The 23024-nt window shown below is 71.6% G+C and carries 16 protein-coding genes; 7 read left to right on the top strand and 9 right to left on the bottom strand.

Features of this window, described 5'->3' with window-relative positions:
- Window positions 1-69: 69 nt before the first annotated feature.
- The 4 genes from BM393_RS24360 (at window position 70) to BM393_RS24345 (ending at window position 4235) form a co-directional block, all read left to right on the top strand.
- Complete coding sequence (locus BM393_RS24360; protein WP_091734177.1) at window positions 70-1167, top strand: tRNA-dihydrouridine synthase; 1098 nt, start codon at window positions 70-72, stop codon at window positions 1165-1167.
- Window positions 1164-3452 (top strand): alpha/beta fold hydrolase, encoded by a 2289-nt coding sequence (locus BM393_RS24355; protein WP_091734041.1) that lies wholly within the window; start codon window positions 1164-1166, stop codon window positions 3450-3452. The genes BM393_RS24360 and BM393_RS24355 overlap by 4 nt, the downstream gene beginning before the upstream one ends.
- Before the next feature lie 47 nt (window positions 3453-3499).
- Window positions 3500-3844, top strand: coding sequence for a translation initiation factor Sui1 (locus BM393_RS24350; protein ID WP_091734039.1), 345 nt, complete (start codon window positions 3500-3502; stop codon window positions 3842-3844).
- A gap of 142 nt (window positions 3845-3986) precedes the next feature.
- Window positions 3987-4235: a hypothetical protein gene (locus BM393_RS24345; protein WP_091734038.1), complete on the top strand. Its 249-nt coding sequence runs from the start codon at window positions 3987-3989 to the stop codon at window positions 4233-4235.
- 41 nt (window positions 4236-4276) lie between these two features.
- Here the strand turns inward: BM393_RS24345 and BM393_RS24340 are convergent, their stop codons facing one another.
- On the bottom strand, window positions 4277-4864 hold the full coding sequence (locus BM393_RS24340) for a DinB family protein (protein ID WP_091734036.1): 588 nt from the start codon (window positions 4862-4864) through the stop codon (window positions 4277-4279).
- A 70-nt stretch (window positions 4865-4934) separates the two neighbouring features.
- Here BM393_RS24340 and BM393_RS24335 point away from each other — a divergent pair, with 70 nt between their 5' ends.
- The gene (locus tag BM393_RS24335) at window positions 4935-5180 is read left to right on the top strand and encodes a DUF3297 family protein (RefSeq protein ID WP_091734035.1); all 246 of its coding nucleotides are present in this window, start codon (window positions 4935-4937) and stop codon (window positions 5178-5180) included.
- Between the two features lie 12 nt (window positions 5181-5192).
- On the opposite strand, the gene BM393_RS24330 is transcribed toward BM393_RS24335, so the two are convergent.
- From BM393_RS24330 to BM393_RS24300, 7 genes are all read right to left on the bottom strand, one after another.
- Window positions 5193-6581: a PAS domain-containing sensor histidine kinase gene (locus BM393_RS24330; protein WP_091734034.1), complete on the bottom strand. Its 1389-nt coding sequence runs from the start codon at window positions 6579-6581 to the stop codon at window positions 5193-5195.
- 125 nt (window positions 6582-6706) lie between these two features.
- Complete coding sequence (locus BM393_RS24325) at window positions 6707-8047, bottom strand: sigma-54 dependent transcriptional regulator (protein WP_091734032.1); 1341 nt, start codon at window positions 8045-8047, stop codon at window positions 6707-6709.
- Window positions 8048-8078: 31 nt separating this feature from the next.
- Window positions 8079-9311 (bottom strand): ABC transporter permease, encoded by a 1233-nt coding sequence (locus BM393_RS24320; RefSeq protein ID WP_091734031.1) that lies wholly within the window; start codon window positions 9309-9311, stop codon window positions 8079-8081.
- 32 nt (window positions 9312-9343) lie between these two features.
- On the bottom strand, window positions 9344-10657 hold the full coding sequence (locus BM393_RS24315; protein ID WP_091734029.1) for an ABC transporter permease: 1314 nt from the start codon (window positions 10655-10657) through the stop codon (window positions 9344-9346).
- 18 nt (window positions 10658-10675) lie between these two features.
- Window positions 10676-12097 carry a TolC family outer membrane protein gene (locus tag BM393_RS24310; RefSeq protein WP_091734028.1) on the bottom strand — a complete coding sequence of 474 codons (1422 nt, stop codon included), beginning with the start codon at window positions 12095-12097 and terminating at the stop codon, window positions 10676-10678.
- A 2-nt stretch (window positions 12098-12099) separates the two neighbouring features.
- Window positions 12100-12837 carry an ABC transporter ATP-binding protein gene (locus BM393_RS24305; RefSeq protein WP_091734026.1) on the bottom strand — a complete coding sequence of 246 codons (738 nt, stop codon included), beginning with the start codon at window positions 12835-12837 and terminating at the stop codon, window positions 12100-12102.
- Between the two features lie 95 nt (window positions 12838-12932).
- Window positions 12933-14201 carry an efflux RND transporter periplasmic adaptor subunit gene (locus BM393_RS24300; RefSeq protein WP_091734025.1) on the bottom strand — a complete coding sequence of 423 codons (1269 nt, stop codon included), beginning with the start codon at window positions 14199-14201 and terminating at the stop codon, window positions 12933-12935.
- A 351-nt stretch (window positions 14202-14552) separates the two neighbouring features.
- On the opposite strand from BM393_RS24300, the gene BM393_RS24295 reads away from it, so the two are divergent.
- The gene (locus BM393_RS24295) at window positions 14553-15671 is read left to right on the top strand and encodes a hypothetical protein (RefSeq protein ID WP_091734024.1); all 1119 of its coding nucleotides are present in this window, start codon (window positions 14553-14555) and stop codon (window positions 15669-15671) included.
- 73 nt (window positions 15672-15744) lie between these two features.
- On the opposite strand, the gene BM393_RS24290 is transcribed toward BM393_RS24295, so the two are convergent.
- Window positions 15745-17577 carry a glutamine--tRNA ligase/YqeY domain fusion protein gene (locus tag BM393_RS24290; RefSeq protein WP_091734022.1) on the bottom strand — a complete coding sequence of 611 codons (1833 nt, stop codon included), beginning with the start codon at window positions 17575-17577 and terminating at the stop codon, window positions 15745-15747.
- A gap of 187 nt (window positions 17578-17764) precedes the next feature.
- Between BM393_RS24290 and BM393_RS24280 the strand changes: the two genes are divergently transcribed.
- The gene (locus BM393_RS24280) at window positions 17765-22999 is read left to right on the top strand and encodes an Ig-like domain-containing protein (protein ID WP_175538497.1); all 5235 of its coding nucleotides are present in this window, start codon (window positions 17765-17767) and stop codon (window positions 22997-22999) included.
- Window positions 23000-23024: the final 25 nt, after the last annotated feature.

Genomic DNA, 23024 nt, shown 5'->3' with positions numbered 1-23024 from the left:
TCCAGACCCCGGTCCGCGGCGCCACGAGCACGGCGGATCCCCTCGCTTCCCATGATTCTGCTGGCGCCCATGGAGGGCTTGCTGGACCACATGCTGCGCGACACGCTGACCCGTGTCGGCGGCGTGGACCGCTGCGTCTCCGAGTTCATCCGCGTCACCGATCAGCTGCTGCCGCGCCGCGTGTTCACGCGCATCGTGCCCGAGCTGCTGGACGGCGGGCGCACGCGCGCCGGCGTGCCGGTGCGGGCGCAGCTGCTGGGCTCCGATCCCCAGTGCCTGGCCGAGAACGCCGCGCGGCTGGCCGAGCTGGATCCGGAAGGCATCGACCTGAACTTCGGCTGCCCCGCCAAGACGGTGAACCGTCATCGCGGCGGCGCGGTGCTGCTGGACGAGCCCGAACTCGTCGGCGAGATCGTCGCCGCGGTGCGTCGCGCGGTGCCGGCGCATCTGCCGGTGTCGGCCAAGATGCGGCTCGGCAACGAGGACCGCGAGCGCATGCTCGACTGCGCCCGCGCCATCGAGGCGGCCGGCGCGTCGGAACTGGTCGTCCATGGCCGCACCAAGCGCGACGGCTACAAGCCGCCCGCCTACTGGGACCAGATCGCCGTCGTGCGCGAGGCCGTCGCGATCGACGTCGTCGCCAACGGCGAGGTGTGGACCGTCGAGGACGCGCTGCGCTGCCTGCGCGAATCGGGGTGCCATTCGCTGATGCTCGGTCGCGGCATGGTGGCCGATCCGGGCCTGGCGCTGGCGCTGCGCGCCGCGCTCGGGACCAGCGCGGCCGGAACGTCCAGCGTGGAGGGCGCCGCGACGGCCGGCGCGCTGCCGTGGGCCGAGATGCTGCCGCTGATGGCGGGTTTCTTCGCGCAGGTGCGCCGCAAGGTCGCGACGCGCCACCAGGCCGGCCGGCTCAAGCAGTGGCTGCACTACCTGCGCCGCCGCTATCCCGAGGCCGAGGACACCTACCAGCGCGTGCGCACGATCAACGCGCCGGATCTGCTGGCGCTGACGCTCTTCGGCGACGCGCTCGATCCCCAGGCACCGCCCGAGGGCGGCGACGAGGACGACCTGGTCGACGCCTCCACTGCCTGCGAGGCCGACGACGCGCTCGACCGTCCCACCGATTCCGATCAACGACAAGACAGCGACACGCTGATCGCCGCATGACCGCTTCCCTGCTGACCACGCGCCTGCTGGCGCTCGCCGCCGCATTGGCGCCGGTGTTCGCCGATGCCGCCTCCACCGCGCCCGCCGCGACGGCGAAGGACAAGGGCGTCACGCCGCTCACGCTCGAACGCGTCTTCGGCGATCCGCCGCTGCAGGGCCGGCTGGTGCGCCAGGCCGAGATCTCGCCCGATGGCGCCTGGGTCAGCTACCTGCGTCCCTCGGAGACCGACAGCGACCAGCTCGAGCTGTGGGCGCAGCCGACGGCCGGCGGCGCGCCGCGCAAGCTGGTGTCGGCGGCGGAGGTGCTGGGCGGGCGCAGCCAGCAGCTGACCGAGGCGGAGCGCATGGCGCTGGAGCGCAAGCGCATCTCGCAGGGCGGCATCACCGGTTACCAGTGGTGCGGGCCGTCGGGCAAGGCGCTGCTGTTCCCGCTGTCGGGCGACCTGTACCTGGTGCGCCTCTCCGACCAGGGACCGAAGGCCCAGCGCCTGACGGCCGACGAGCAGGTGCCGGAGCAGGACCCCACCTGCTCGCCCGACGGCAGCCGCATCGCCTACGTCAAGGGCGGCGAGCTGTGGGTGCAGCCGCTGGATGGCGGCGACGCGCGCGCGCTGACGAAGGGCGCGACCGAGACCCGCTTCTGGGGCCTGGCCGAGTTCATCGCGGCGGAGGAGTTGAGCCGCCAGCGCGGCTACTGGTGGTCGCCGGACGGGAAGCAGCTGCTGGCGCTGAACGTCGACGAAAGCGCGGTGCCGGTGAAGACACGGGCGCAGATCTTCGCCGACCGGACGACGATGACGCAGCAGCGCTACCCCGGCGCCGGCGAGCACAACGCCCGCGTGACCGCATGGACGCTGCAGGTGGCGGACGGTCGCATGACGCCGCTGCCGCTGCCGATGGACGCGGAATACGTGGCGCGGGCCGGCTGGTTCGGCGACGGCACGCCGTGGCTGCAGACGCTCACGCGCGACCAGCGCAAGCTGGCGCTGACCGAATACGCCAACAGCGCCGGCCCCGGCCGCACGGTGATCGATGAGCGCGATCCGGCCTGGGTCGAGGTCCACGACGACCTGCTGGAGATCGACGGCCTGACGCTGTCCGGCCAGCCGGCGCTGCTGTGGTCGAGCGAGGCTTCCGGTCGACGGCAGCTGGTGCTGGTGGACCGCCGCACCGGCGAGCGCCGCCCGCTGACGAACGAGCCGGAGCCGGTCGCGCATCGCGTGTGCAGCGACGGCAAGACGGTGGTCTACGCGGCGGCCCGCGACCGGGGCCGCTCGCGCGAGCTGTTCGCGATCGACCTGGACGGCACGCGCCGCGCGCTGGACGGCGCCCAGCCGCGCCAGTGGCGCGATGCGCGCGGCGACGGCGCCTGCGGCCAGCTGCTGGTCACGCGCGGCGCCTGGGGTGAGCCGCCGGCGCTGTCGCTGCAGGCGGTGCGGCCCGGCGCGCAGCCGGTGGCGCTGCCGGGCGACGCGCCGGATCCGCTGCTGGCGCGCATCGTGCCGGCGCCCCAGGTGGTGGACATCACCGCCGCCGACGGACGCACGCCGCTGAACGCGCTGTACTTCGCGCCGCTGGACGGCCGGGCCGGTCCGCATCCGGTGATCGCGATGGCCTACGGCGGCCCCGGCACCTCGACGACCAACTGGAACTGGAACCGCGACACAGCGCTGATCGCCTATTGGCAGCGTCGCGGCTACGGCGTGTTCACGCTGGACACGCGCGGCATGCAGAACCGCGACCGCGAGTTCACGCGCGCGCACCGGCACGCGTTCGGCGAGGTGGACGTCGGCGACCTGTTCGCGGCGGTGCGCCAGCTGCCGAAGCAGGTGGCGGGCGTGGACGCGAAGCGGATCGGGTTCTTCGGCTGGTCCTACGGCGGCTTCCTGGCCGAGCGCGCGATGCTGGACGCCGACACGCCGCTGGCGGCGGCGGTGGCGGTCGCGCCGCCGACCGACTGGACGCTCTACGACACCGCCTACACCGAGCGCTACCTGGGCATGCCGCAGGACGGCAAGGGCGGCCAGACGGCGCCGTACCGGCAGGCCAACCTGGTGGACCGCGCGAAGCTGCTGACCAAGCCGCTGCTGATCGTGCACGGCACGGCGGACGACAACGTGCTGTTCGAGCACACGCTGCGCCTGACCGAGGCGCTGCAGAACGAGGCGCGGCCCTTCGAGCTGATGATCTATCCGGGCAAGGCGCACGGCATCGCCGGCCGCAGCGCGAAGCTGCACCTGTACCGGACGATCGACGCCTTCTTCGCGCGGACGCTGGCGCGCTGAGCGCTGGGCGCGGGACGAGGCAACGGACAAGGACTTGGGAGCAGGCGATGGCGCTGGTCTATTCAACGGAGAGCGGGCGGATCTGCCCGCAATGCCGGCAGGCGCAGGCGGACTGCCGCTGCAAGGCGCAAGCGGCCTCGGCCGTGCTGGGCGACGGCAAGGTGCGGGTGCGACGCGAGACGGCAGGCCGAAAAGGCAAGGGCGTGACGGTGGTGCTGGGCCTGCCGATGACGGCGGCGGAGCTGACCGAGACGGCCAAGAAGCTCAAGGCGGCGTGCGGCAGCGGCGGCACCGTCAAGGACGGCACGATCGAGATCCAGGGGGATCACCTGGAGAAGGTGATGGCCTGGCTGACGCAGGCGGGGTTCGCGCCGAAGAAGGCGGGCGGGTAGGCGAGCGCAGGACAGCACGCGACCGCAGGGAACATCCGAAACAATCGCGCCATTCGCGACGTATGCACGCGCGGGCCGTGGTTGGGCGGCCTAAGGTTGGATCGTCCGGCCCGATCCTCCCCGCGGGCCACGGAGTCCGTCCATGAGTCCCTCCCAGTTCGGCGCGCTCCAGCGCCAGTCCTCCGTCCGCGGCGGTGTCGGCCAGGGCCGCTACCTGCTGCGTTTCGAATCGCTGTTCCACGCAGGTCGCGGTCTTTGCTTCCCCTGCGATGAGCGCGGCCAGGTCACGCTGGACCAGCTCAGTGAGCAGGCGCGCGAGAACTACCTGTTCGCCCGCGCCGTCGTCGGCCACGAGTACGCGACCCCGGTGGTCCAGCGCTGCGACGAATGACCCGCGGCCGGTCCCCGCGGACCGGCCACCGTTGAACCGCGTCAGCGCGCCGCGCCTTGCGCCGCGTCGTACTGCCCCAGCACCCACTGCAGCCCCGCCAGGTGCTGCTGGTCGTGGCTGCACAGGTAATGGATCAGCGACTTGAAGGTCAGCGGCCCGTAGCCCTCGAAGCGAGCGCGGCGCCGCAGCTGCTCCGGCGTGATCTCGGCCAGCATCGCCAGCGTCTCCCGGCGCGCCGCGGCGAAAGCCGCCAGCGCGGCGGCCGGATCGTCCTCGCCGTAGCGGCGCTCCCGCGCCAGCGCGTCGGTGTCCAGCGAGGGCAGCAGCGGATCGTCCTCGCCCAGCGTGCGGCGGATTCGCTGCTGGTAGCCGTCGATCTCGATGTCCCGCACATGGCACAGCTGCTCGATCGCCGTCAGCGGCTCGCTCGGCACGCCGTCCCACGACGGCGGCGCCCAGTGCCGCGCCTCGGCGGGGAACAGCGCGAAATGCGCGGCCAGCTGGGCCGGGAAGGCCGCCAACGCCGCCAGGGTCACGGCGTCGACGGCGGATGCGGGGAAGGGGGAGGCGACCGACGAGGTCGAGGCGCTCGGTGCGCTCGACGAGCGCGAGTTGTCGATGGTGGGCATGCGGCCGATGTTAGGGCGTCCGTCTGCGGGACAATGCCGCGTTTTCGGTTTCCCCCTGCATGACCCCGCCATGAGCGACACCACCCGCCCCGAACTGCCCGACCACCTGTCCATCGACCCGCGCAGCAAGCATTACGTCGCCGCCGTGTTCGAGCACGACATCGGCATCCTCTTCAACGGCAAGGAACGCAAGGACGTCGAGGAGTACTGCATCTCCGAAGGCTGGATCAAGGTGCCCGCCGGCCGCACGCTGGACCGCAAGGGCCAGCCGCTGATGATCAAGCTCAAGGGCAAGGTCGAAGCCTTCTACAAGTGAGATCGCCCGCGGTCATGACCGCGGCCAGCTGATCGCCACCCACAGCCCGCCGCCGTCGCGGTTGCCCATCGCGATCCGGCCGCCGTGCGCCTCGGCGATCTCGCGCGCCAGCGCCAGACCCAGGCCGCTGCCGCTGCGCTTGGTCGAGTAGAACGGCAGCAGCGCCTGCGACAGCTGCGTCTCGGTCATGCCGGGACCGCGGTCGCCGACCTCGATGCGCCAGTCCTCGCGCGGCGCGCCCACGCTCAGGCTGACGCCCTCCGGCGCGCTGCCGGACTCGTGCGCGTTCTTCAGCAGGTTGATCAGCGCCTGCGCCATCTGCGCGGCGTCGAAGCGCCCCGGCGCCGCCGGCAGTGCGCCGCCCAGCGTGAACGGGTAATGCACGCCCAGCGATTCGATGAACGGCGCCCACTCGACCGGCGCCAGCACCGGCGCGGGCAGCTTCGCGAAGCTCGCATAGCCGGCCAGGAACTGGTGCAGGTGCTGCGCACGGTCGCCGATGCTGGCGAAGACGCCAGGCACCCGCTCGTGCATGCCGCGCCGCGCCAGCTCCGCGCCGCTGTGCGCCAGCGACGAGATCGGCGCCAGCGAGTTGTTGAGCTCATGGCTGATCACCCGGATCACCCGCTTCCAGCTCGCGACCTCCTGGCGCGACAGCTCGCGCGTCATTCCCCGCAGCAGTCGCAGCCGATGCGGCTGGCCCTGCAGCCGGAAGTCGCGCAGCGACAGGTGGAAGCGCTCCTCCTCGCCGTCGAGCACGACGCTGAACAGCCCGTCCTGCGTGCCGGCGAAGGCCTGCCGCAGGTCGTCCGGCGCCTGCGACAGCACCTCGTCCAGGTCGCGGCCGGCCAGGCCTCGGCCGCGGTCCATCAGCTGACGCGCGGCGATGTTGGCGTAGGCGATGCGCTCGCGCGCGTCGGTCAGCACCAGCGCGACCGGCGTGTTCTGCACCACCGTGTCGAGCAGCAGCTCGCGCTGCGCCAGGTGCTGGCGTTGCTCGCGCAGAGCCTGGCCGAGCTCGCTGTGGAGCCGCATCAGGCTGGACAGCTCCGAGAGACCGCCCGGCGGATCGGCCGCGATCGCGCTGCCGAACTCGCCATCGCGGTAGCTCAGCACCGTGCTTTCCAGCGCGCGCAGCAGCCGCGTCAGCGGCATCAGCAGCAGGCTGGCCAGGGCCCAGGCGATCGGCAGCATCAGCGCGCCGGTCAGCGCGAGCGCGGTCGCGCTCCAGGGCGCGAGAGCCTCGCGTCCGAGCGCGGCCATCAGCCGCGGCACCGGCCACCAGGTCAGCGTCAGGTGGATGGACAGGGCCGCGACCGCCGCGGCGATCAGGCACAGCGCCAGGCGCAGGCGCAGCGAGCGGTGCCAGCGCGCGCGCCGCGGTGGGTCAGGCTCGCGCATGCGGGCTCCGCATCGGCCTCGGGCCGCGGCGCTTGGAGCGTGCTTCGCGTCCCCCGCGTTTCTCACGAACCTCGCGAGCCTGAAGCATCCCGCGAGCCTCACAAGCCACGCGAGTCGCGCGAGCCTCACGCATCGGCGCTCAGCCCGTAGCGCTCCATGCGCCGGTACAGCGCCTGGCGCGACAGCCCCAGCGACTGCGCTGCCCGGCTGACGACGCCGGCCGCGGCGTCCAGCGCGGCGACGACGGCCTCGCGGCTGGGCTCGTCCAGGTTGCGCGAGGCCAGCGGCGCGGCGGCCGGCAGCGCCAGGTCCTGCTCGCCGACGACATGGCCCGGCGCCAGCAGCGCCGCGCGCTCGATGGCGTTCTTCAGCTCCCGCACGTTGCCGGGCCAGGGATGCGCCATCAGCGCTTCCCGGGCGCCGTCGCTGAGCGTGGCCCGGCCGGCCAGGAAGTGCTCGGCCAGCGGCAGGATGTCCTGCGGCCGCTCGGCCAGGCCGGGCAGCGCGACCTCGATGACGTTGAGCCGGTAGTACAGGTCCTCGCGGAAGCTGCCGGCGCGCACCATCGCGCGCAGGTCGGCGTTGGTGGCCGAGATCACCCGCACCGCGGTCTGGCGCGTGCGGCTCGAGCCCAGCCGCTCGAAGCGGCCCGTCTCCAGCACCCGCAGCAGCTTGACCTGGCCGGCCAGCGGCAGGTTGCCGATCTCGTCGAGGAACAGCGTGCCGCCGTCGGCGGTCTCGAAGCGGCCCTCGCGCGCCCGCGCCGCACCGGTGTAGGCACCGCTCTCGGCGCCGAAGAGCTCGGCCTCGATCAGCTCGCCCGGCAGCGCGCCGCAGTTGATCGCCACGAAGGGCCCGCCAGCGACCGCCGAGTTGGCATGCACGATCGCCGCGATGCGCTCCTTGCCGCTGCCGTTCGGCCCGGTGACCAGCACCGGCGCCGCCGAGCGGGCGACCTGGCAGGCCAGCTCCAGGCAGCGCAGCAGCGCCGGGGATTCGAAGACCAGGCCGTCGAGTCGGTAGCGGCGGCGCAGTTCCTCGCGACGCTGGCGCTGCTCGTGCCGGCTCTCGCGCAGCGCGCGGCCGTTCTCGGCCAGCTCGAGCAGGTTCTCGACCGTCGCCAGCAGCTTGGCGTCGTCCCAGGGCTTGGCCAGGTAGTCCGCCGCGCCGGCCTTGACCAGCGCCACCGCCTGCTCCAGCTGCGTCCAGGCGGTCAGCAGGATGATGGGCAGGTCCGGATGACGCTCGCGCAGCTGCTGGAACAGCGCGCGGCCTTCCTCGCCCGAGGTCGTGTCCGCGCTGAAGTTCATGTCCTGGATCACCAGGTCCACGCGCCGGCGCGCCAGCACGGCCAGGCCCTCGGCCGGCGAGGCCGCGTACAGCGCCTCGATGTCGTGCAGCGAGAGCAGCAGCGACAGCGCCTCGCCGACACCGGCGTGGTCATCGATGATCAGGACGGTTCTCATGGGTGGCGCAGCATAGCAAGGGGGCCGGCTGTCAGCCGCCGCGCAGGGCCGCCACCGGCGGCAGCGCCGCGGCCCGCCGCGCCGGCGCGAACACCGCGATCTGGCCCAGGGTCCACAGCACCAGCGCGCCGATCGGCAGGTAGATCCAGGGCAGGCGCGGCAGCTCGTAGTTCTTCATCAGCAGCAGGCTGATGCCGTAGGCGCCGATCATGCCCAGCACGATGCCGGCGCTGGACAGCAGCAGGTTTTCGGTCTGGAAGTAGCGCAGGATCTGGCCGCGCGTGGCGCCCAGCGCCCGTCGCGTGCCGATCATCCGCGTGCGCTGCTGCACCCAGAAGCTGGCCAGGCCGACGATGCCGAAGGCCGTCACCACCAGCAGCCCGACGCACACGCCGGCCAGCAACTGGATCATCGAGCGGTCCTGGCGGTAGTAGTCCGCGCGCAGCTTGACCAGCGTGTTCTGGTCCCGGATCACGCGGCGCAGCCCCGGGCTGTTGGCCAGCAGCTTGGCCGTGGCCGCCTTGAGCACCGCCTCGCGGTCGGCGCCCGGCGCGACGCGAATCATGAAGCCGCCGCCGCGGAAGCTCGGCTGCACCGGGAACATCATCGTGTTGAGCGCGTTCTCGTCCTCCGAGCCCGGGTTGGGCGAGGGCAGGTCGCGCACCACGCCGACGACGCGCTGCGGCTCGTTGCCGTAGACGTAGATCGCCTTGCCCAGCGCCGATTCGCCGGGCCACAGCCGCTCGGCCATGGTCTTGTTGATGATCACCGCCGGCACGCGCGGATCGGGATTGGCGTCCAGCGTCGATCCGGGCACGAACTCGTTGGCCTCGAAGTCGCGGCCCTCGACCAGCTTCAGCCCCATCGTGCCGATGAAGCTGGGGCCGGTCGTGTAGTGGCTGGCGACGACGCGGCTGGACTGCGTCGTGTCCGGCGTCAGCCGCACGCCAGAGTTGTTGGAGCTGCGGCCATACGGGTACTGGTTGGTCAGCGTCACCGAGGCCACGCCCGGCACCTGCCGCAGCGCGGCCAGGTCGGCCTGCGTCTGCGGCTCGGGGTTCTCGACGCGCGCCATGCTCGCCAGCGAGAAGGTCACCAGCGCCTGCTCGTCGGCGCCGGTGTCGGCGTTGATGCGCTCGATGCGCTGGAAGATCAGGAACAGCGCGTTGCACACGATCGCGCAGGTCAGCGCGATCTGCAGCACGATCAGCCCGGCGGCGGTCTTGTGACGCTTGAGCGTCGAGAGGATGGGCAGGATGTCCATGTCGGCGTTCTCCTTGACTCGGGGTCAGCGGGTCATTGCGTCTTGAGCTGGATGGCGGGCGTGATCTGGCAGGCGCGCCATGCCGGCAGCAGCCCCGCCAGCACGCTGGCCGCCAGCGAGACGCCCAGCGTCGTGGCCAGCATCTGCCAGTCCAGCCGCGCGAGCTGGGCGTAGTCCGACGGGTTCTGCCGCACCACCCACAGCCCGATCCAGGTCAGCGCCAGGCCCAGCACGCCGCCCACGAGGCCGAGCGTGCCGGCCTCGACCAGGAACTGCAGGAAGATCTGCCGCCGCGGCGCGCCCAGCGCGCGGCGCACGCCGATCTCGCCGCTGCGGCGCAGGCACTTGGCCAGCAGCAGACCCACGGTGTTGGTCAGGCACACGGCCAGGAAGCCGAAGGCCAGCCACACCTGCAGCTGGATGTCGCTGGGCACGACCTTGCGCTGGCTCAGCCACGCCATGACGCCCGTCAGCCGCGGATTGGCGGGGCGCTCGAAGCGGCCGGCCTCGCGCTGCTGGTCGGAATACTGCGTCAGGTAGGTCCGGTAGTCGGCGACCTGCTGGGGCGTGTCCAGCTGCACCCAGTACTGCAGCCAGGCGCAGGGCGCGTTGAGCGAGCGCGGATCGATGCCGTCCGAGCGGCCCCAGCAGTTCATGTTGCCGGCGCCGCCAAAGCGCAGCGTCAGCGAGGTCGACAGCGGGATGTAGACGTCCGCCGGCTTGGCGTAGGAGCCCAGCGTCAGGTCGAAGTAGTGCGGCGCCGGCCGCCACGGCTGGAGCACGCCGACGACGGTGAAGTCCTTGTCGCGCAGCCGCACCGTCTTGCCGCGGCTGTCCTGGCCGCCGAAGAGCTTGTCGTTGAGCTCGGCCGAGAGCACCGCGACGCGCGCCTCGGCGCCGTCGTCGGCGGCGGTCCAGCCGTTGCCGTAGCGGAAGGGCGCGTCGAACATGGTGAAGAAGTCGGCCGAGGTCCAGCGGCCGCCGGTGAAGAACGGCGGCTGCGCGGCGTCGCCCGAACCGGCCGGGTCGATCGCGATGAAGGCGCCGGTCATCATCACTTGATGCACGCCGCGTCTGGCGCGCAGCAGCTGCTCGGCATCGAAGCGGGTGAGCTGCAGTTCGGGCTCGTCGCCGGGCTTCCAGTCGCGCCGGGTCTCGGCGTCGAGCTGGACGTTGAAGAGCCGGTCGCTCTTGTGCGGGATCGGGTCGCCCGACAGGACGTGGAAGACCGTCAGCGTCGTCATGCAGGCGGCCACGCCCATCGCGATCGACAGCAGCATCAGCACCGTCAGGCCGCGATGGCTGCGGAAGGCGCGCAGGGCCAGTTCGAGGTAGTAGGTCAGCATCGGAGGTCCTCTCTCAGCTCATCGCGCCGCGAGCGCGGCAGGGGTGGTCACGGACGCGCTCGCCGGCACGGTCCCGGGCGCGGCGGCATGCGCGGCCGAAGGCGGGGTGGCCGGGATCGGGGCCGGGACCGGCGCCGGACCGAGCAGGGTGTTGACGGCGGCCAGCTCGGGCTCGCCGAGCGCGCCGGCCGCCTGCTGCAGCAGCAGCTTGGACAGCACGTAGCGGTGGCGCGCCTGCTCCCAGGCGTTGCGGGCGTTGCTCTGCGTCTGGATGGCCAGCAGCAGGTCGGTCATCGTGCGCGCGCCCAGGTCCAGGCCGCTGCGGGTGGAGGCCAGCGCCTTCTCCGCCGCCTGCACCGCGGCGCCGGCGGTGCGCATCTGGCTGAGCGCCGACAGCACCGCCTGGTACTGCGCCTGCGTCTCTCGGGTCATCGCGCGGCGCGCGCTCTCCAGGTCGTCGCGCAGCTGCTCGCGCTGGTAGATCGCCTGGCGCTTCTGCGACTCGGTCGCGCCGCCGGCGAACAGCGGGATGGTGAGCTTCAGCCCGATCGTGGTCGTGTAGCGGCCGGTGTCCTGCGGCGCGACGGCCGGCCCGGACAGGCGCTGCCCGTCGAGGCCCGCGCTCAGCGTCGGCAGGTGGGCGGCGCGCGCGGCGGCCACGCGCTGGTCGCCCGCGGTCACGGCCAGCGCCGCGGCCTGCAGCGCCGGGTTGTCGCGCAGCGCCTGCGTCACCCAGGCCTGCGGGTCGGCCGGCTCGGGCATCAGCATCGCCAGCTCGGGCGCGAGCGGCTGCAGCTCGCCCGGCATGCGTCCGGTGATCTGCGCCAGCGCCTGGCGGGCGTCGAGCAGTTCCTCGCGCGCCTGCGCGGTGGTGCCGCGCGCCAGCTCGTAATAGGCGCGCGCCTGCTCGACGTCCAGCGACGCGGACAGCCTGGCCTCGAAGCGCGATTGCGCCTGCGCCACCTGCTGGCCGTAGACGTCCTCGATCGCCTGCGCGGTGGCCAGCGCGGCCTGCGCCGTCAGCACGCCGAAATAGGCGCGGGCGACGCGGGCGCAGAGGTCGGCCTCGGCGGCGCGCACGCGGGCGTCCTCGGCGCTGACCAGCGTCTTCGCGGCATCCCAGCTGCGCAGCCGGCTCAGGTCGACCAGCACCTGGCTGAGGCTGTGGGTGAGCTGGTGCTGGCGGCCGTCGTCGCGCTGGTGCGACTCGCTCAGCTGGGCGGACCACTGCGGCAGCAACTGGGCCCGGGCCTGGACGGCCAGCTCCTGCTGCTCGCCGCGGACCGCGCGCGCGCCCGACAGCACCGGGTCGGCGCCGCGCGCCTGGGCGTAGACCTCGAGCAGGTCCTCGGCGGCCGCCGGCAGGCAGCAGCCCGCGCACATTGCGGCCACCACGACCGCCGCGAGCGCCGCCGGCCGGGAAGGGAAACGTGCGCGCATGGTCAGGCCGAGGTGGGCGTCTTGGACGGGGCCGCCGCGGCGCGCAGCAGCGCCGGGTCCATGTGCAGCTCGGCCGCGATGTCGACGACCTGGCCGTCGATCACATGCACGTTGCGCTGCGCGCGTGCGGCGAGCTGCGGATCGTGCGTGACCATCACGATGGTGGCGCCGTCGCGGTGCAGTTCCTCCAGCAGGTCCATCACGCTGCGGGCCATCGCGCTGTCGAGGTTGCCGGTCGGCTCGTCGGCCAGCAGCAGGCGCGGCGAGCCGGCCAGCGCGCGGGCGATCGCCACGCGCTGCTGCTGGCCGCCGGACAGCTCGGCCGGGTAGTGACGCTCGCGCGCCGACAGCCCGACCCGGGCCAGCGCGTCGCGGGCGCGCTGCTGGCGCTCGGCCGACTTCATGCCGCGGTAGCGCAGCGGGACCTCGATGTTGTCCAGCACGTTGAGGTCGGGAATCAGGTTGAAGGCCTGGAAGATGAAGCCGATCTTTTCGTTGCGCATGCGCGAGCGCTGGGTGTCGTCCATGCGGCTGACGTCGACGCCGTCGAGCTCGTAGCGGCCGCCGGTGAAGGCCTCCAGCAGGCCGGCGATGGTCAGGAAGGTCGTCTTGCCCGAGCCCGACGGGCCGGTGACGGCGACGAACTCGCCTTCGCGCACGTCCAGGTTGAAATCACGCAGGGCGTAGGTCTCGATCATCTCGGTGCGGTAGACCTTGGACAGCGATTGCATTTTCAGCATGGGGTTCCTCGCGGGCAGTGGTGGGCGATGAATGGGGCGGGGGGAGGGGCGATGACGTCGGTGGTCGGGGCCGGTGGGGAGGGCGCGTGCGGCGCTCAGGGACTGAGCGTCACCCGCTCGGCGCCTTCGAAGGCCTGCGCGCCGGAGACGACGACCCGCTCGCCGGGCTGCAGGCCCTCCAGCACCTCGACCTTGGACAGGCTCTGCGCGCCCAGCCGGATCGGGCGCTTGACGGCCTGGCCGTCCTGCACGACGTAGGCGAAGCGACCGCCGCCGTCTTCGACGAAGCTGCCGCGCGCGACGGTCAGCACCTTCTCGCGGCGGTCCAGCAGCACGCGCACCGACAGGCGCTGGTTCTGGCGCAGCTGGTCGGGCGTGGCGCCGTCGAAGCGCAGCCGCGCGGCGACCTCGTTGTTGACGACCTCCGGCGAGACGCTGCTGACCAGGCCCTTCCACTGGCGGCCGTTGCCGGCGATCTCGCCGGGCATGCCGATGGCCAGGTCGCGGGCGAAGCTCTCCGGCACCTGCATCTGGACCTCGAGCGCGCTCAGGTCCACGACGGTGAGCAGGCCGGTGCCCGCGTTCACGTTGGCGCGCTCGGCCACCAGCAGCTGGCCGACCTGGCCGTCCACCGGCGAGCGCAGCTCGAGCTCGGCGACCTGGCGCTGCAGGTCCTTCACCAGCAGCTGCTGGCGCTGCAGCGCCTGCTGCTTGGCCTGGAGCTCGAACTTGAGGCTGTCGTCCTTCAGGCCCAGCCCGTCCTTGGCGTGGGCGGCGGTGATGCGGGCCTTCTCCAGCGCGTCGCGGGCCTTCTCGACCTGCATGCCGGCGACCGCGCCGGCCTCGTAGGCCTTGGTCTGGCGCTCCAGGTCGTTGCGGGCGGTCTGCAGGTCGATGGCGGCGTTCTCGTAGCTCGAGCGCAGGGCGGCGCGCTGCTCGCGGCCGTCGACCTCGGCGCGCAGCGCCTCGGTGCGCAGCGCGTCGGCGTTGCTCTGCTCCTGGGCGAGCCGGGCGCGCAGGTCCGGGCTGTCGATGACGCCCAGCAGCTGGTCCTTGGCGACCTTGTCGCCGGCCTTGACCTTGAGCACCAGGTTGCCGCCGTGCAGCGCATAGACGGTGGGGCTCATCGCGGCGACCACCTTGCCCTCGCCGGCGATGTCGCGCACCAGCGGGCCGATCTCGGCCGCGGCGACCGACAGGCGCTGCAGGCTGACCGAGTTGCCGCTGCCCATCATCCGCTGCACTGCCGGCGCGGCGGCGAACGCGGCGGCCAGCAGCCCGGCGCCCGCCAGCGCCAGCCACAGCCGGCGCCGTCCCTGGGGGCGGGCGAGGGGAACGTCCTGTCCGGAGGTGTCGCGAATCATGAAGGTGTCCGAGGGTGGTCCATGTGATCGATGCCACACCGGGTCGCAAGGCGCGTGCCATCCGCTTCGAGGCGGAAATCCTCAATCGGATCAACGGCTTGGCGCGCCGTCACGGTGGCGCTGGGGTGTCCGCGGACACTCGCACGGACAGCGGGCGGACAGCGACGGACAGGGGTGGACGCCAGGGGACGGCGGAGGACGGAGGGCAGGGCGACGGGCCGGACGACGGCAACGAGTCGGTCGACCTACTGGTGTCCGGGCCCGGAGGCCGATGCGCTACTGGTCCGGGCAGATGCGCCCGCGGGCCGGCGGGCCAACACTGGCGACTCCTCTCACCCTCTTGGATCCGACATGACCCGCTCTTCCTTGCCGACGCCTGCCGCTGCCCTTGACCTCGATGCGGATGGCGCCCCCATCGCCCGGGACGATGCCCGCCGCGCCCGGTCGCGAGCTGCCGACCCGACTGACGTCCCGAGTGATGCCCCGACTGACGCCCCGACCAACGTCCTGAACGACGACGCCACCGCGGATCCGAGCCCGCCTGCCGCCGTCGATGTCCAGTCGACCGCGATCGAGGTCGGCGCGACCTCCACGGCGGACCGGACGCCGCCCCGCGACGACGACGATCGTCCGCTGATGCCGCTGCTGCTGGGCGGGCTGGGCCTTGGTGCGCTGGGCGTCGGCGCCGCGGGCGGTGGCGGAAGTGGCTCGGCCCTGGGAGCCATCGCCGGTGGTGGTGGCGCGACGCGCCCGTCCCTCGATGGCTGGCCCTCGGGACCGGGCGGCGATCCATCGACCTCGCCGTCCGGCGGCGGCGCGGGCGGGACGGGCCACCGCCCCGCCGAGGCCGTCCTGGGCCTGCAGGTCTTCGCCGCGGGCACGATGCCGGACGGCACGCCCCTGACCCGCGACGGCACCGTGCGGGTCCATGGCCTGGAGCCCGATGCGCGCTGGTCCTACAGCTTCGACGGCGGCGCGACCTGGCATCCGGGCGACCTGGACCGCATCCCCGGCAGCGAGGCGGCGAAGGCCGGCGGCGACGGCCGCAAGTCCGTGCTGGTCTACCAGACCGACCTCGCGGGCAACGACAGCCCGCAAGCGTCGCTGGTGTTCGAGCTGGACCAGACCCCGCCCGAGGTACCGAAGCTGCGGCTCAAGCACGACACGGGGAGCAGTGCGACTGATCGCTGGACCTCCGATCCGACGATCGAGATCCTGGGCCTGGATCCCACGGCGACGCTGACGGTGGCCATCCTGGACGAGCCCCCGTTCGAGTGGCAGGCGGCGGAAATCCCGGCGTCGCGTTTCGCAGGCCTGGAGGGCTTGTGCCGGGTCGTCGCCACCCAGGTCGATGCGGCCGGCAACAGCGCATCCGCGACGCTGGACTTCTGGCTCGACACCACGGCGCCGCTGGCGCCGCAACTGGTGCTGGCGACCACGCCGGACTCGGGGGCAGTCCTTGCCGGCTGAGGCAGGGCCAGGCGCCCGACCGCGCTCAGTGGAGGACCGGGCGCGCGTCCCGCGCACCCGGTCCTCCCCAGGCTCACTTGCCGAAGCTGTCCTTCAGTCCGGTGATCTTGTTGAACACCGGCGCATCGGCGCGATGGTCAACGCGGTCGGCGACGAAGTAGCCGTGGCGCTCGAACTGGACCTTGGCATCCGGCGCGACCGCGCGCAGCGACGGCTCCAGGTAGCCGCGCACGACGCGCTTGGCGTCGGGGTTCAGCAGCTCCAGGAAGTTGCGTTCGCCGGCGTCGGGCTGGGCTTCGGTGAAGAGGCGGTCGTACAGGCGCAGTTCGGTGGCGATGCCCTCGTGCGCGCCGACCCAGGTGATCACGCCCTTGACCTTGACCGCGTCGGCGCCCGGCGTGCCGCTCTTGGTGTCGGGCACCAGCCGGGCCAGCACCGCGGTGATGGTGCCGTCGGCGTCCTTCTCGCAGCCGGTGCACTCGATCACGTAGCCGTACTTCAGCCGCGCCTTGTTGCCCGGGAACAGGCGGTGGTAGCCCTTGGGCGGGGTCTCCATGAAGTCCTCGCGCTCGATCCACAGCTCGGGGCCGAGGCTGAACTGGCGCGTGCCCAGTTCCGGCACATGCGGATGAGCCGGTGCGGAACAGGCTTCGCGATGCTCGAGCGAGCCGAAGATCTCCGCGTAGTTCTCGAGCTTGAGCTTGACCGGATCCAGCACCGCCATCGCGCGGGCGGCCTTGCCCTCGAGGTCGGCGCGCAGGTAGCCGTCCAGCACCGAGTACTCGATCCAGGCGTTGGTCTTGGACGCGCCGGTGCTTTCGACCATCGCGCGGATGGCCTCGGGCGTGTAGCCGCGGCGGCGCATGCCGACCAGCGTGGGCATGCGGGGATCGTCCCAGCCGTCGACGTGCTTGTCCTCGACCAGCTGACGCAGCTTGCGCTTGCTGGTGACGACGTAGGTCAGGTTGAGCCGGCCGAACTCGTACTGGTGCGGCAGCGGGCGGGCGAGCAGGCCGCCCTGGGCCAGGTGCTCGACGAGCCAGTCGTAGAACGGCCGCTGGTCCTCGAACTCCAGGGTGCACACGCTGTGGGTGATGCACTCCAGCGCGTCCTCGATCGGGTGGGCGTAGGTGTACATCGGGTAGATGCACCACTGGTCGCCGGTGTTGTGATGGGTCGCCCGGCGGATGCGGTACAGCGCCGGATCGCGCAGGTTGATGTTGGGCGACGCCATGTCGATCTTCGCGCGCAGCACCATGGAGCCGTCCGGGTGCTTGCCGTCGCGCATCTCGCGCAGGCGGATCAGGTTCTCCTCGGGCGAGCGGTCGCGGAAGGGGCTGTTCTTGCCCGGCGTGCCGAAGTCGCCGCGGTTGGCGCGCATTTCCTCGGGCGTCTGCTCGTCGACATAGGCCAGCCCCTGCGACACCAGGTACTCCGCCGCGCGGTACATGAAGTCGAAGTAGTTGCTGGCATAGAAGAGGTGGTCCACCTCGCGGCCGGCGCCGTCCTTGGCGTCCCAGGTCCAGCCCAGCCACGCCACCATCTCCTTGATCGCGTCGACGTATTCCTGCTCTTCCTTCTCCGGATTGGTGTCGTCGAAGCGCAGGTGGCAGATGCCGCCGTAATCGCGCGCCAGGCCGAAGTTCAGGCAGATCGACTTGGCATGGCCGATGTGCAGGTAGCCGTTGGGCTCGGGCGGGAAGCGGGTGCGGATGCGGGCCGGGTCCAGCGGACCGGCGGCATGGTGGGCCGCGTCGCCCGGGCTGCCAGCGAAGTGGCGCGCCGGCTGGAAGCCCTGTTCCAGGTCGCGCTCGATGATGGCGCGCAGGAAGTTGCTGGGCTTGACGGCGGTGGCGTCCGTCTTGTCGGGCGCCGGAGCGCCGGCGGTCTTGTCGTGGCTGGACATCGATGAATGGATGCTCGAAGGAGGCCGCAGATTCTACGTGGGGTGGGGTACCCCTCCTGTCTGCGGGAGCGACCCCCGCAAATCCGTCAGACCGGTCGAAGGATCTGACGCGGAGTAGTCATGGCGCGCACGCCGGGGTGCTTTTGATACTGCCCAACTTTTCATTCGACCTTCCAAGGCCGCAGCCATGCAACTTCCGACGACGCCCGCCCACCGTGCTTCCCGAGTCCACGCGCCCGCCGACGCCGGCGCTCCACCGTCCGAGGTGTCGGCGCGTCCGCGGCGGCTGGCGGAGGAAGAAGAGGATCAAGGGGAATCCAGCGCCGAGTCCGCGCCCGCTCAGGAGCCTGGGCAGGCCGAGACGGTGCCCGCCGCGCAGGACCCGGCCGCGAGCGGCGCCCCGCTCGAAAGTCCGACCGAGAACGGCGAGGCGGTCCAAGGATCGAACGGCAAGGATGAGAAGTCCACGGAGAAATCCGTCGCCGCGATGGTGACCTGGCTGCTGGGGGCGGCGCTCTCAGCGGGGTCCGCCGTGGCCCTGTCGGGAGGTTCGGGCAATGGCGGCGCGGACGCGAAGCCGGAGGGTGAGCCCTCGCCCCAGCCCGACCCGGGCCCGAAGCCGGATCCGAATCCGAATCCGAATCCGAATCCGAATCCCCAACCGGATCCGAAACCCGATCCCAATCCCAATCCCAATCCCAATCCCAATCCCAATCCCAATCCCAATCCCAATCCCAATCCCAATCCCAATCCCAATCCCAATCCCAATCCCAATCCCAATCCCAATCCCAATCCCAATCCGGACCCGGGTCCCAAGCCGGACCCGAACCCGGATCCCGGTCCGAAGCCGGACCCCAACCCCAATCCGAATCCCGATCCCGCCGTGCGCGTGCCGCCGGCGCCGCAGCCGGCCTTGCACTCGCCGGGCGCCCAGCGGGAAGGCCTGCTCGGTAGCGCCGGGGAGATCCGCATCGGCGCGCTCGAGGCGGACGGGCGCTGGGAATACTCGCTCGACGAGGGCAAGACCTGGCATGCCGGCAGCGGCTCGGTGATCGCCCCGTCGGCGCTGGGTACGGACGGCAGCAAGTCGCTGCAGGTGGTGCAGATCAGCGCGGACGGCCACCCCAGCCCGGTGGCCAGCCTGAGATTCGACATGGACACCATCGCGCCGCCAGGGGCTGGCCTGACGCTGATCTCGGATACCGGCAGCTCCGCCACCGATGGCTGGACGAACGACGGCCGCATCCGCATCGATGGCCTGGAGCCGGACGCGCGCTGGCAGTACAGCGTGGACGGCGGCGCGACCTGGTGGAACGGGACGGACGCGACGCTGTCCACCGCGCAACTCGGTGCCGACGGCGCCAAGGACATCCGCGTCCGGCAGGTGGATCCCGCGGGCAACGAGGGCCCGGTCACCACCCTGAGCCTCCTGCTCGACACCCGCGCGGCGGAGCTGACGCTCGCGCTCGCGATGGACACCGGGCTGTCGGCGTCCGACGGCATCACGCGCGACGCGACGGTGAAGGTGAACGGCCTGGAGTCCGGGCTGCGCTGGGAGTACCGGATCGATGACGGTCCATGGGTGACCGGGACCGGCGACACGATCGCGGCGGCGGAGTTCGGCACGACGGCCGGCGAGCGCCGGGTCGAGGTGCGGCATGTCGACGGCGCCGGCAATCGCGGCACGGCCGCGCTCGACTTCGTCCTGGACACCCACGCCGTGTCGCCGGGCGTCCAGTTGGCGGTCGACTCCGGCGTGTCCGGGGACAAGCGGACTAACGACCCCACCGTGCTGGTCAGCGGCCTGGAGAGCCTGGCGATCTGGGATTACCAGATCAACGGCGGCGAATGGCGGCGCGGTCACGGGGATCGCATCGACAAGGCCGCCTTCGACGGCGTGGCGGATGGCTACCAACTGGTCCGGGTGCGGCAGATCGACGCGGCAGGCAATGAAGCCGGTTCGACCCTCGCCTTCGACCTGCGCCGCCAGGCCGCCGCGCCGACCGTGTCCCTGGTGAACGACACCGGGACGGCCGATGACCGGATCACCCGCGACGGCACGCTGCGGGTGCTCGACATCGAATGGGGCGGCAGCTGGGACTACCGCATCAACGGTGGGGAATGGAAGACCGGGTCCGGCGTCCTCATCGATGGGCGGGAATTCGAGCGCGCCACGGACGGCTGGCAGCGCGTGGAGGTCCGGCACCTGGACGCGGTGGGCAACCAGGCGTCGACGGTGTACGAGTTCCAGCTCGACCGCATCGCGCCGCCGCCGAGCGTCGCGCTGGCCAATGACACCGGCGTGGCGGACGACCGGCTCACCCGCGACGGCACGGTGATCGTCGGCGGTCTCGAGCCGGACTGCCGCTGGGAATACCGCATCGACGGCGGTGCGTGGCAGCCCGGCGTCGACAGCCGCATCGCGGCGAGCGAGTTCGGCGCCGACGGCGCCCACAAGATCGAGGTGCGCCAGATCGACATCGCGGGCAACGTGAGCACCGCGACGCTGGACTTCACGCTGGACCGGCACGTCGGCCCGATCGAGGCCGCGCTGGTGAACGACTCCGGCGTCGTCGGCGACCGCATCACCAACGACGCCACCATCGCCGTGACCGGCGTCGAGCCGGGCAACCGCTGGGAATACCGCATCGCCGGCGGCGCCTGGAAGGCGGGCACCGGCGACCGCATCGCGGCCAGCGAGTTCGGCGCCGACGGCCGCTACGCCGTCGAGCTTCGCCAGACCGACCCGGCCGGGAACGAGAGTTCCGCCACGTTCGATTTCACGCTGGACCGGCAAGCCGGCGCCTTGTCGGCGGCGCTGGTGAATGATTCCGGAACGGCCGGCGATCGGATCACCAACGATGCCGCCATCGCCGTGGGCGGCCTGGACGCGAGCAGGACCTGGGAGTACCGCATCGGCAACGGCGCCTGGAAGACCGGCAGTGGCGACCGCATCCCGGCCACCGAGTTCGCCAAGGACGGTCCTTACACCGTCGAGGTGAGGCAGGCCAACAGCGCGGGCAACGTGAGTTCGGCGACGCTCGACTTCACGCTGGACCGGCAGGTCGACCCGATCGCGGTCGCGCTGCTGAACGACTCCGGCGTTGCCACTGACCGCATCACCAACGACGCCACCATCGCCGTGACCGGCGTCGAGCCGGGCAACCGCTGGGAGTACCGCATTGGTGGCGGCGCCTGGACGACCGGCAGCGGCGACCGCATCGCGGCCAGCGAGTTCGGCGCGGACGGCACCAAGACACTGGAGGTGCGGCAGATCGACGTCGCGGGCAACGTGAGTTCGGCGACGCTCGACTTCACGCTGGACCGGCAGGTCAGCCAGATCGCAGTCGCGCTGCTGAACGATTCCGGCACCGCCGGCGACCGCATCACCAACGACGCCACCATCGCCGTGACCGGCGTCGAGTCGGGCAACCGCTGGGAGTACCGCATCGGCGGAGGCGCCTGGAAGACCGGCAGCGGCGACCGCATCGCGGCCAGCGAGTTCGGCGCCGACGGCAGCAAGACGCTGGAGGTGCGGCAGATCGACGTCGCGGGCAACGTGAGTTCGGCGACGCTCGACTTCACGCTGGACCGGCAGGTCGACCCGATCGCGGTCGCGCTGCTGAACGACTCCGGCGTCGCCACTGACCGCATCACCAACGACGCCACCATCGCCGTGACCGGCGTCGAGCTGGGCAACCGCTGGGAGTACCGCATCGGTGGCGGCGCCTGGACGACCGGCAGCGGCGACCGCATTGCCGCCAGCGAGTTCGGCGCCGACGGCACCAAGTCCCTCGAGGTCCGGCAGATCGACGCCGCGGGCAATGTGAGCACCGCGACGCTGGACTTCACGCTGGACCGGCAAGGCCCTCCGCTCGCACTCGCCCTGGTGAAGGACTCGGGCACCGCCGGCGACCGTGTCACCAACGAGGCCGGCATCGTCGTGACCGGCCTCGAGCCGGGCCATCGCTGGGAATACCGCATCGGCGGCAGCGCCTGGAGAACCGGCAGCGGGGACCGCATCGCGGCCAGCGAGTTCCACATCGACACCACCTACACCGTCGAAGTCCGCCAGACCGACGTCGCCGACAACGTCAGCAGTGCGATGCTGAACTTCACGCTCGATCGGGTCGTGGCTGCGCCGACAGTGAGCCTGGCGCAGGACACCGGCGTCAGCGCCACCGACCGGATCACCTCGGTGGCGACGGTCAACATCGGCGGTCTGGAGGACGATGCGCAGTGGCAGTACAGCCGCGACGGCCTCACCTGGACCGCCGGGACCGGGACGTCCATCGCCGCGAGCGAGTTCTCCGGCGATGGGGACAAGCGGGTGCTGGTGCGGCAGGTGGATCTCGCCGGCAATGTCAGCGCCGCGACCGAGCTGAAGTTCAGCTTGGACACCAAGGCCGACGCGCCGACCTTGACCTTCAATTCCGCGGCCCGGACTTACTGGGCAAACCGGCCAGGCAATTTTCCGGAAGTGGAGCAGTTCTACCTGGCCAGCAAGGCGCTCAATGCCAACGGGTCCATCGACGTGGGCCTGGAGTCGGGCAGCCGGTGGCTCTACAGCCTCAATGGGGGGCAGGATTGGTGGAGCGGCGCCGGCAGCAACTTCAAGCCGCCAGCGCAGCTGTCGCCGGGGCGCCATGAATTGCAGGTCCGGCAGGTCGACATCGCGGGCAACGAGAGCGGGATCCGGCGCCTGGAGTTCGACTACGACACCACCGCGCCCACGGTGGTCGCGGATCGTGGCAAGGATGGCAGCTTGACGGTGACCTCGCAGGAAGATGTCGAGCTGGTGTTCGTGAGCTACGGCAAGAGCCTCGTGAATGTTCAGGATTGGCAACCCGGTGCGGTGAGCAGCGGCCAGCTCATGATGTTTGCTGCCGGCAGCCGAAGTGTTCGCAGCAACATGCATGGCGCTCTGCGGCTCTACGCCATCGACAGCGCGGGCAATGCCATGGAGGTGCCGGTGAAGATGAGCTCGGAGCCGGCGAGCCTCCAGCCTGCGCTGGTCATGCGACTGGACGAGTCCTCAGGCGGCAAATGGGCGTTGAACCATGAGGAACGCGGTACGGCGGGCAACGACGTGCTGAACGCCTCCCCGGACAGTGACTTCTTCACCGGCGGGGCCGGCGCCGACACCTTCCGATGGTTCAAGGGGCAGACCGGCGTGGACCTCGTCCTCGACTACAAGCGCAGCGAGGGCGACGTGCTCGACCTGAGCGCGTTGACCGCTGGCTATACCGAAGCGACGCGCGACGACTTCTTCTTCAAGGAGGTGCTCAAGGACGGCACGATCGCGCTGACGGTCACGAGCGAGGGCGGGCGCGGGATCTACGGGTTGTCGATCCTGGTCACGGCGCTCGATGGCGATGCCTTGCTGTCCGTGAAGACCGCCTCCGGCATGGCCGTCATCTGACGAGAGGGAGGCGGCAGTCCGGCTG

The sequence above is a fragment of the Mitsuaria sp. PDC51 genome, assembly GCF_900113225.1.
Classification (GTDB): domain Bacteria; phylum Pseudomonadota; class Gammaproteobacteria; order Burkholderiales; family Burkholderiaceae_C; genus Roseateles.
Note: the sequence above shows the minus strand (reverse complement) of the source record. Positions and strands in the feature narration are given on the sequence as shown.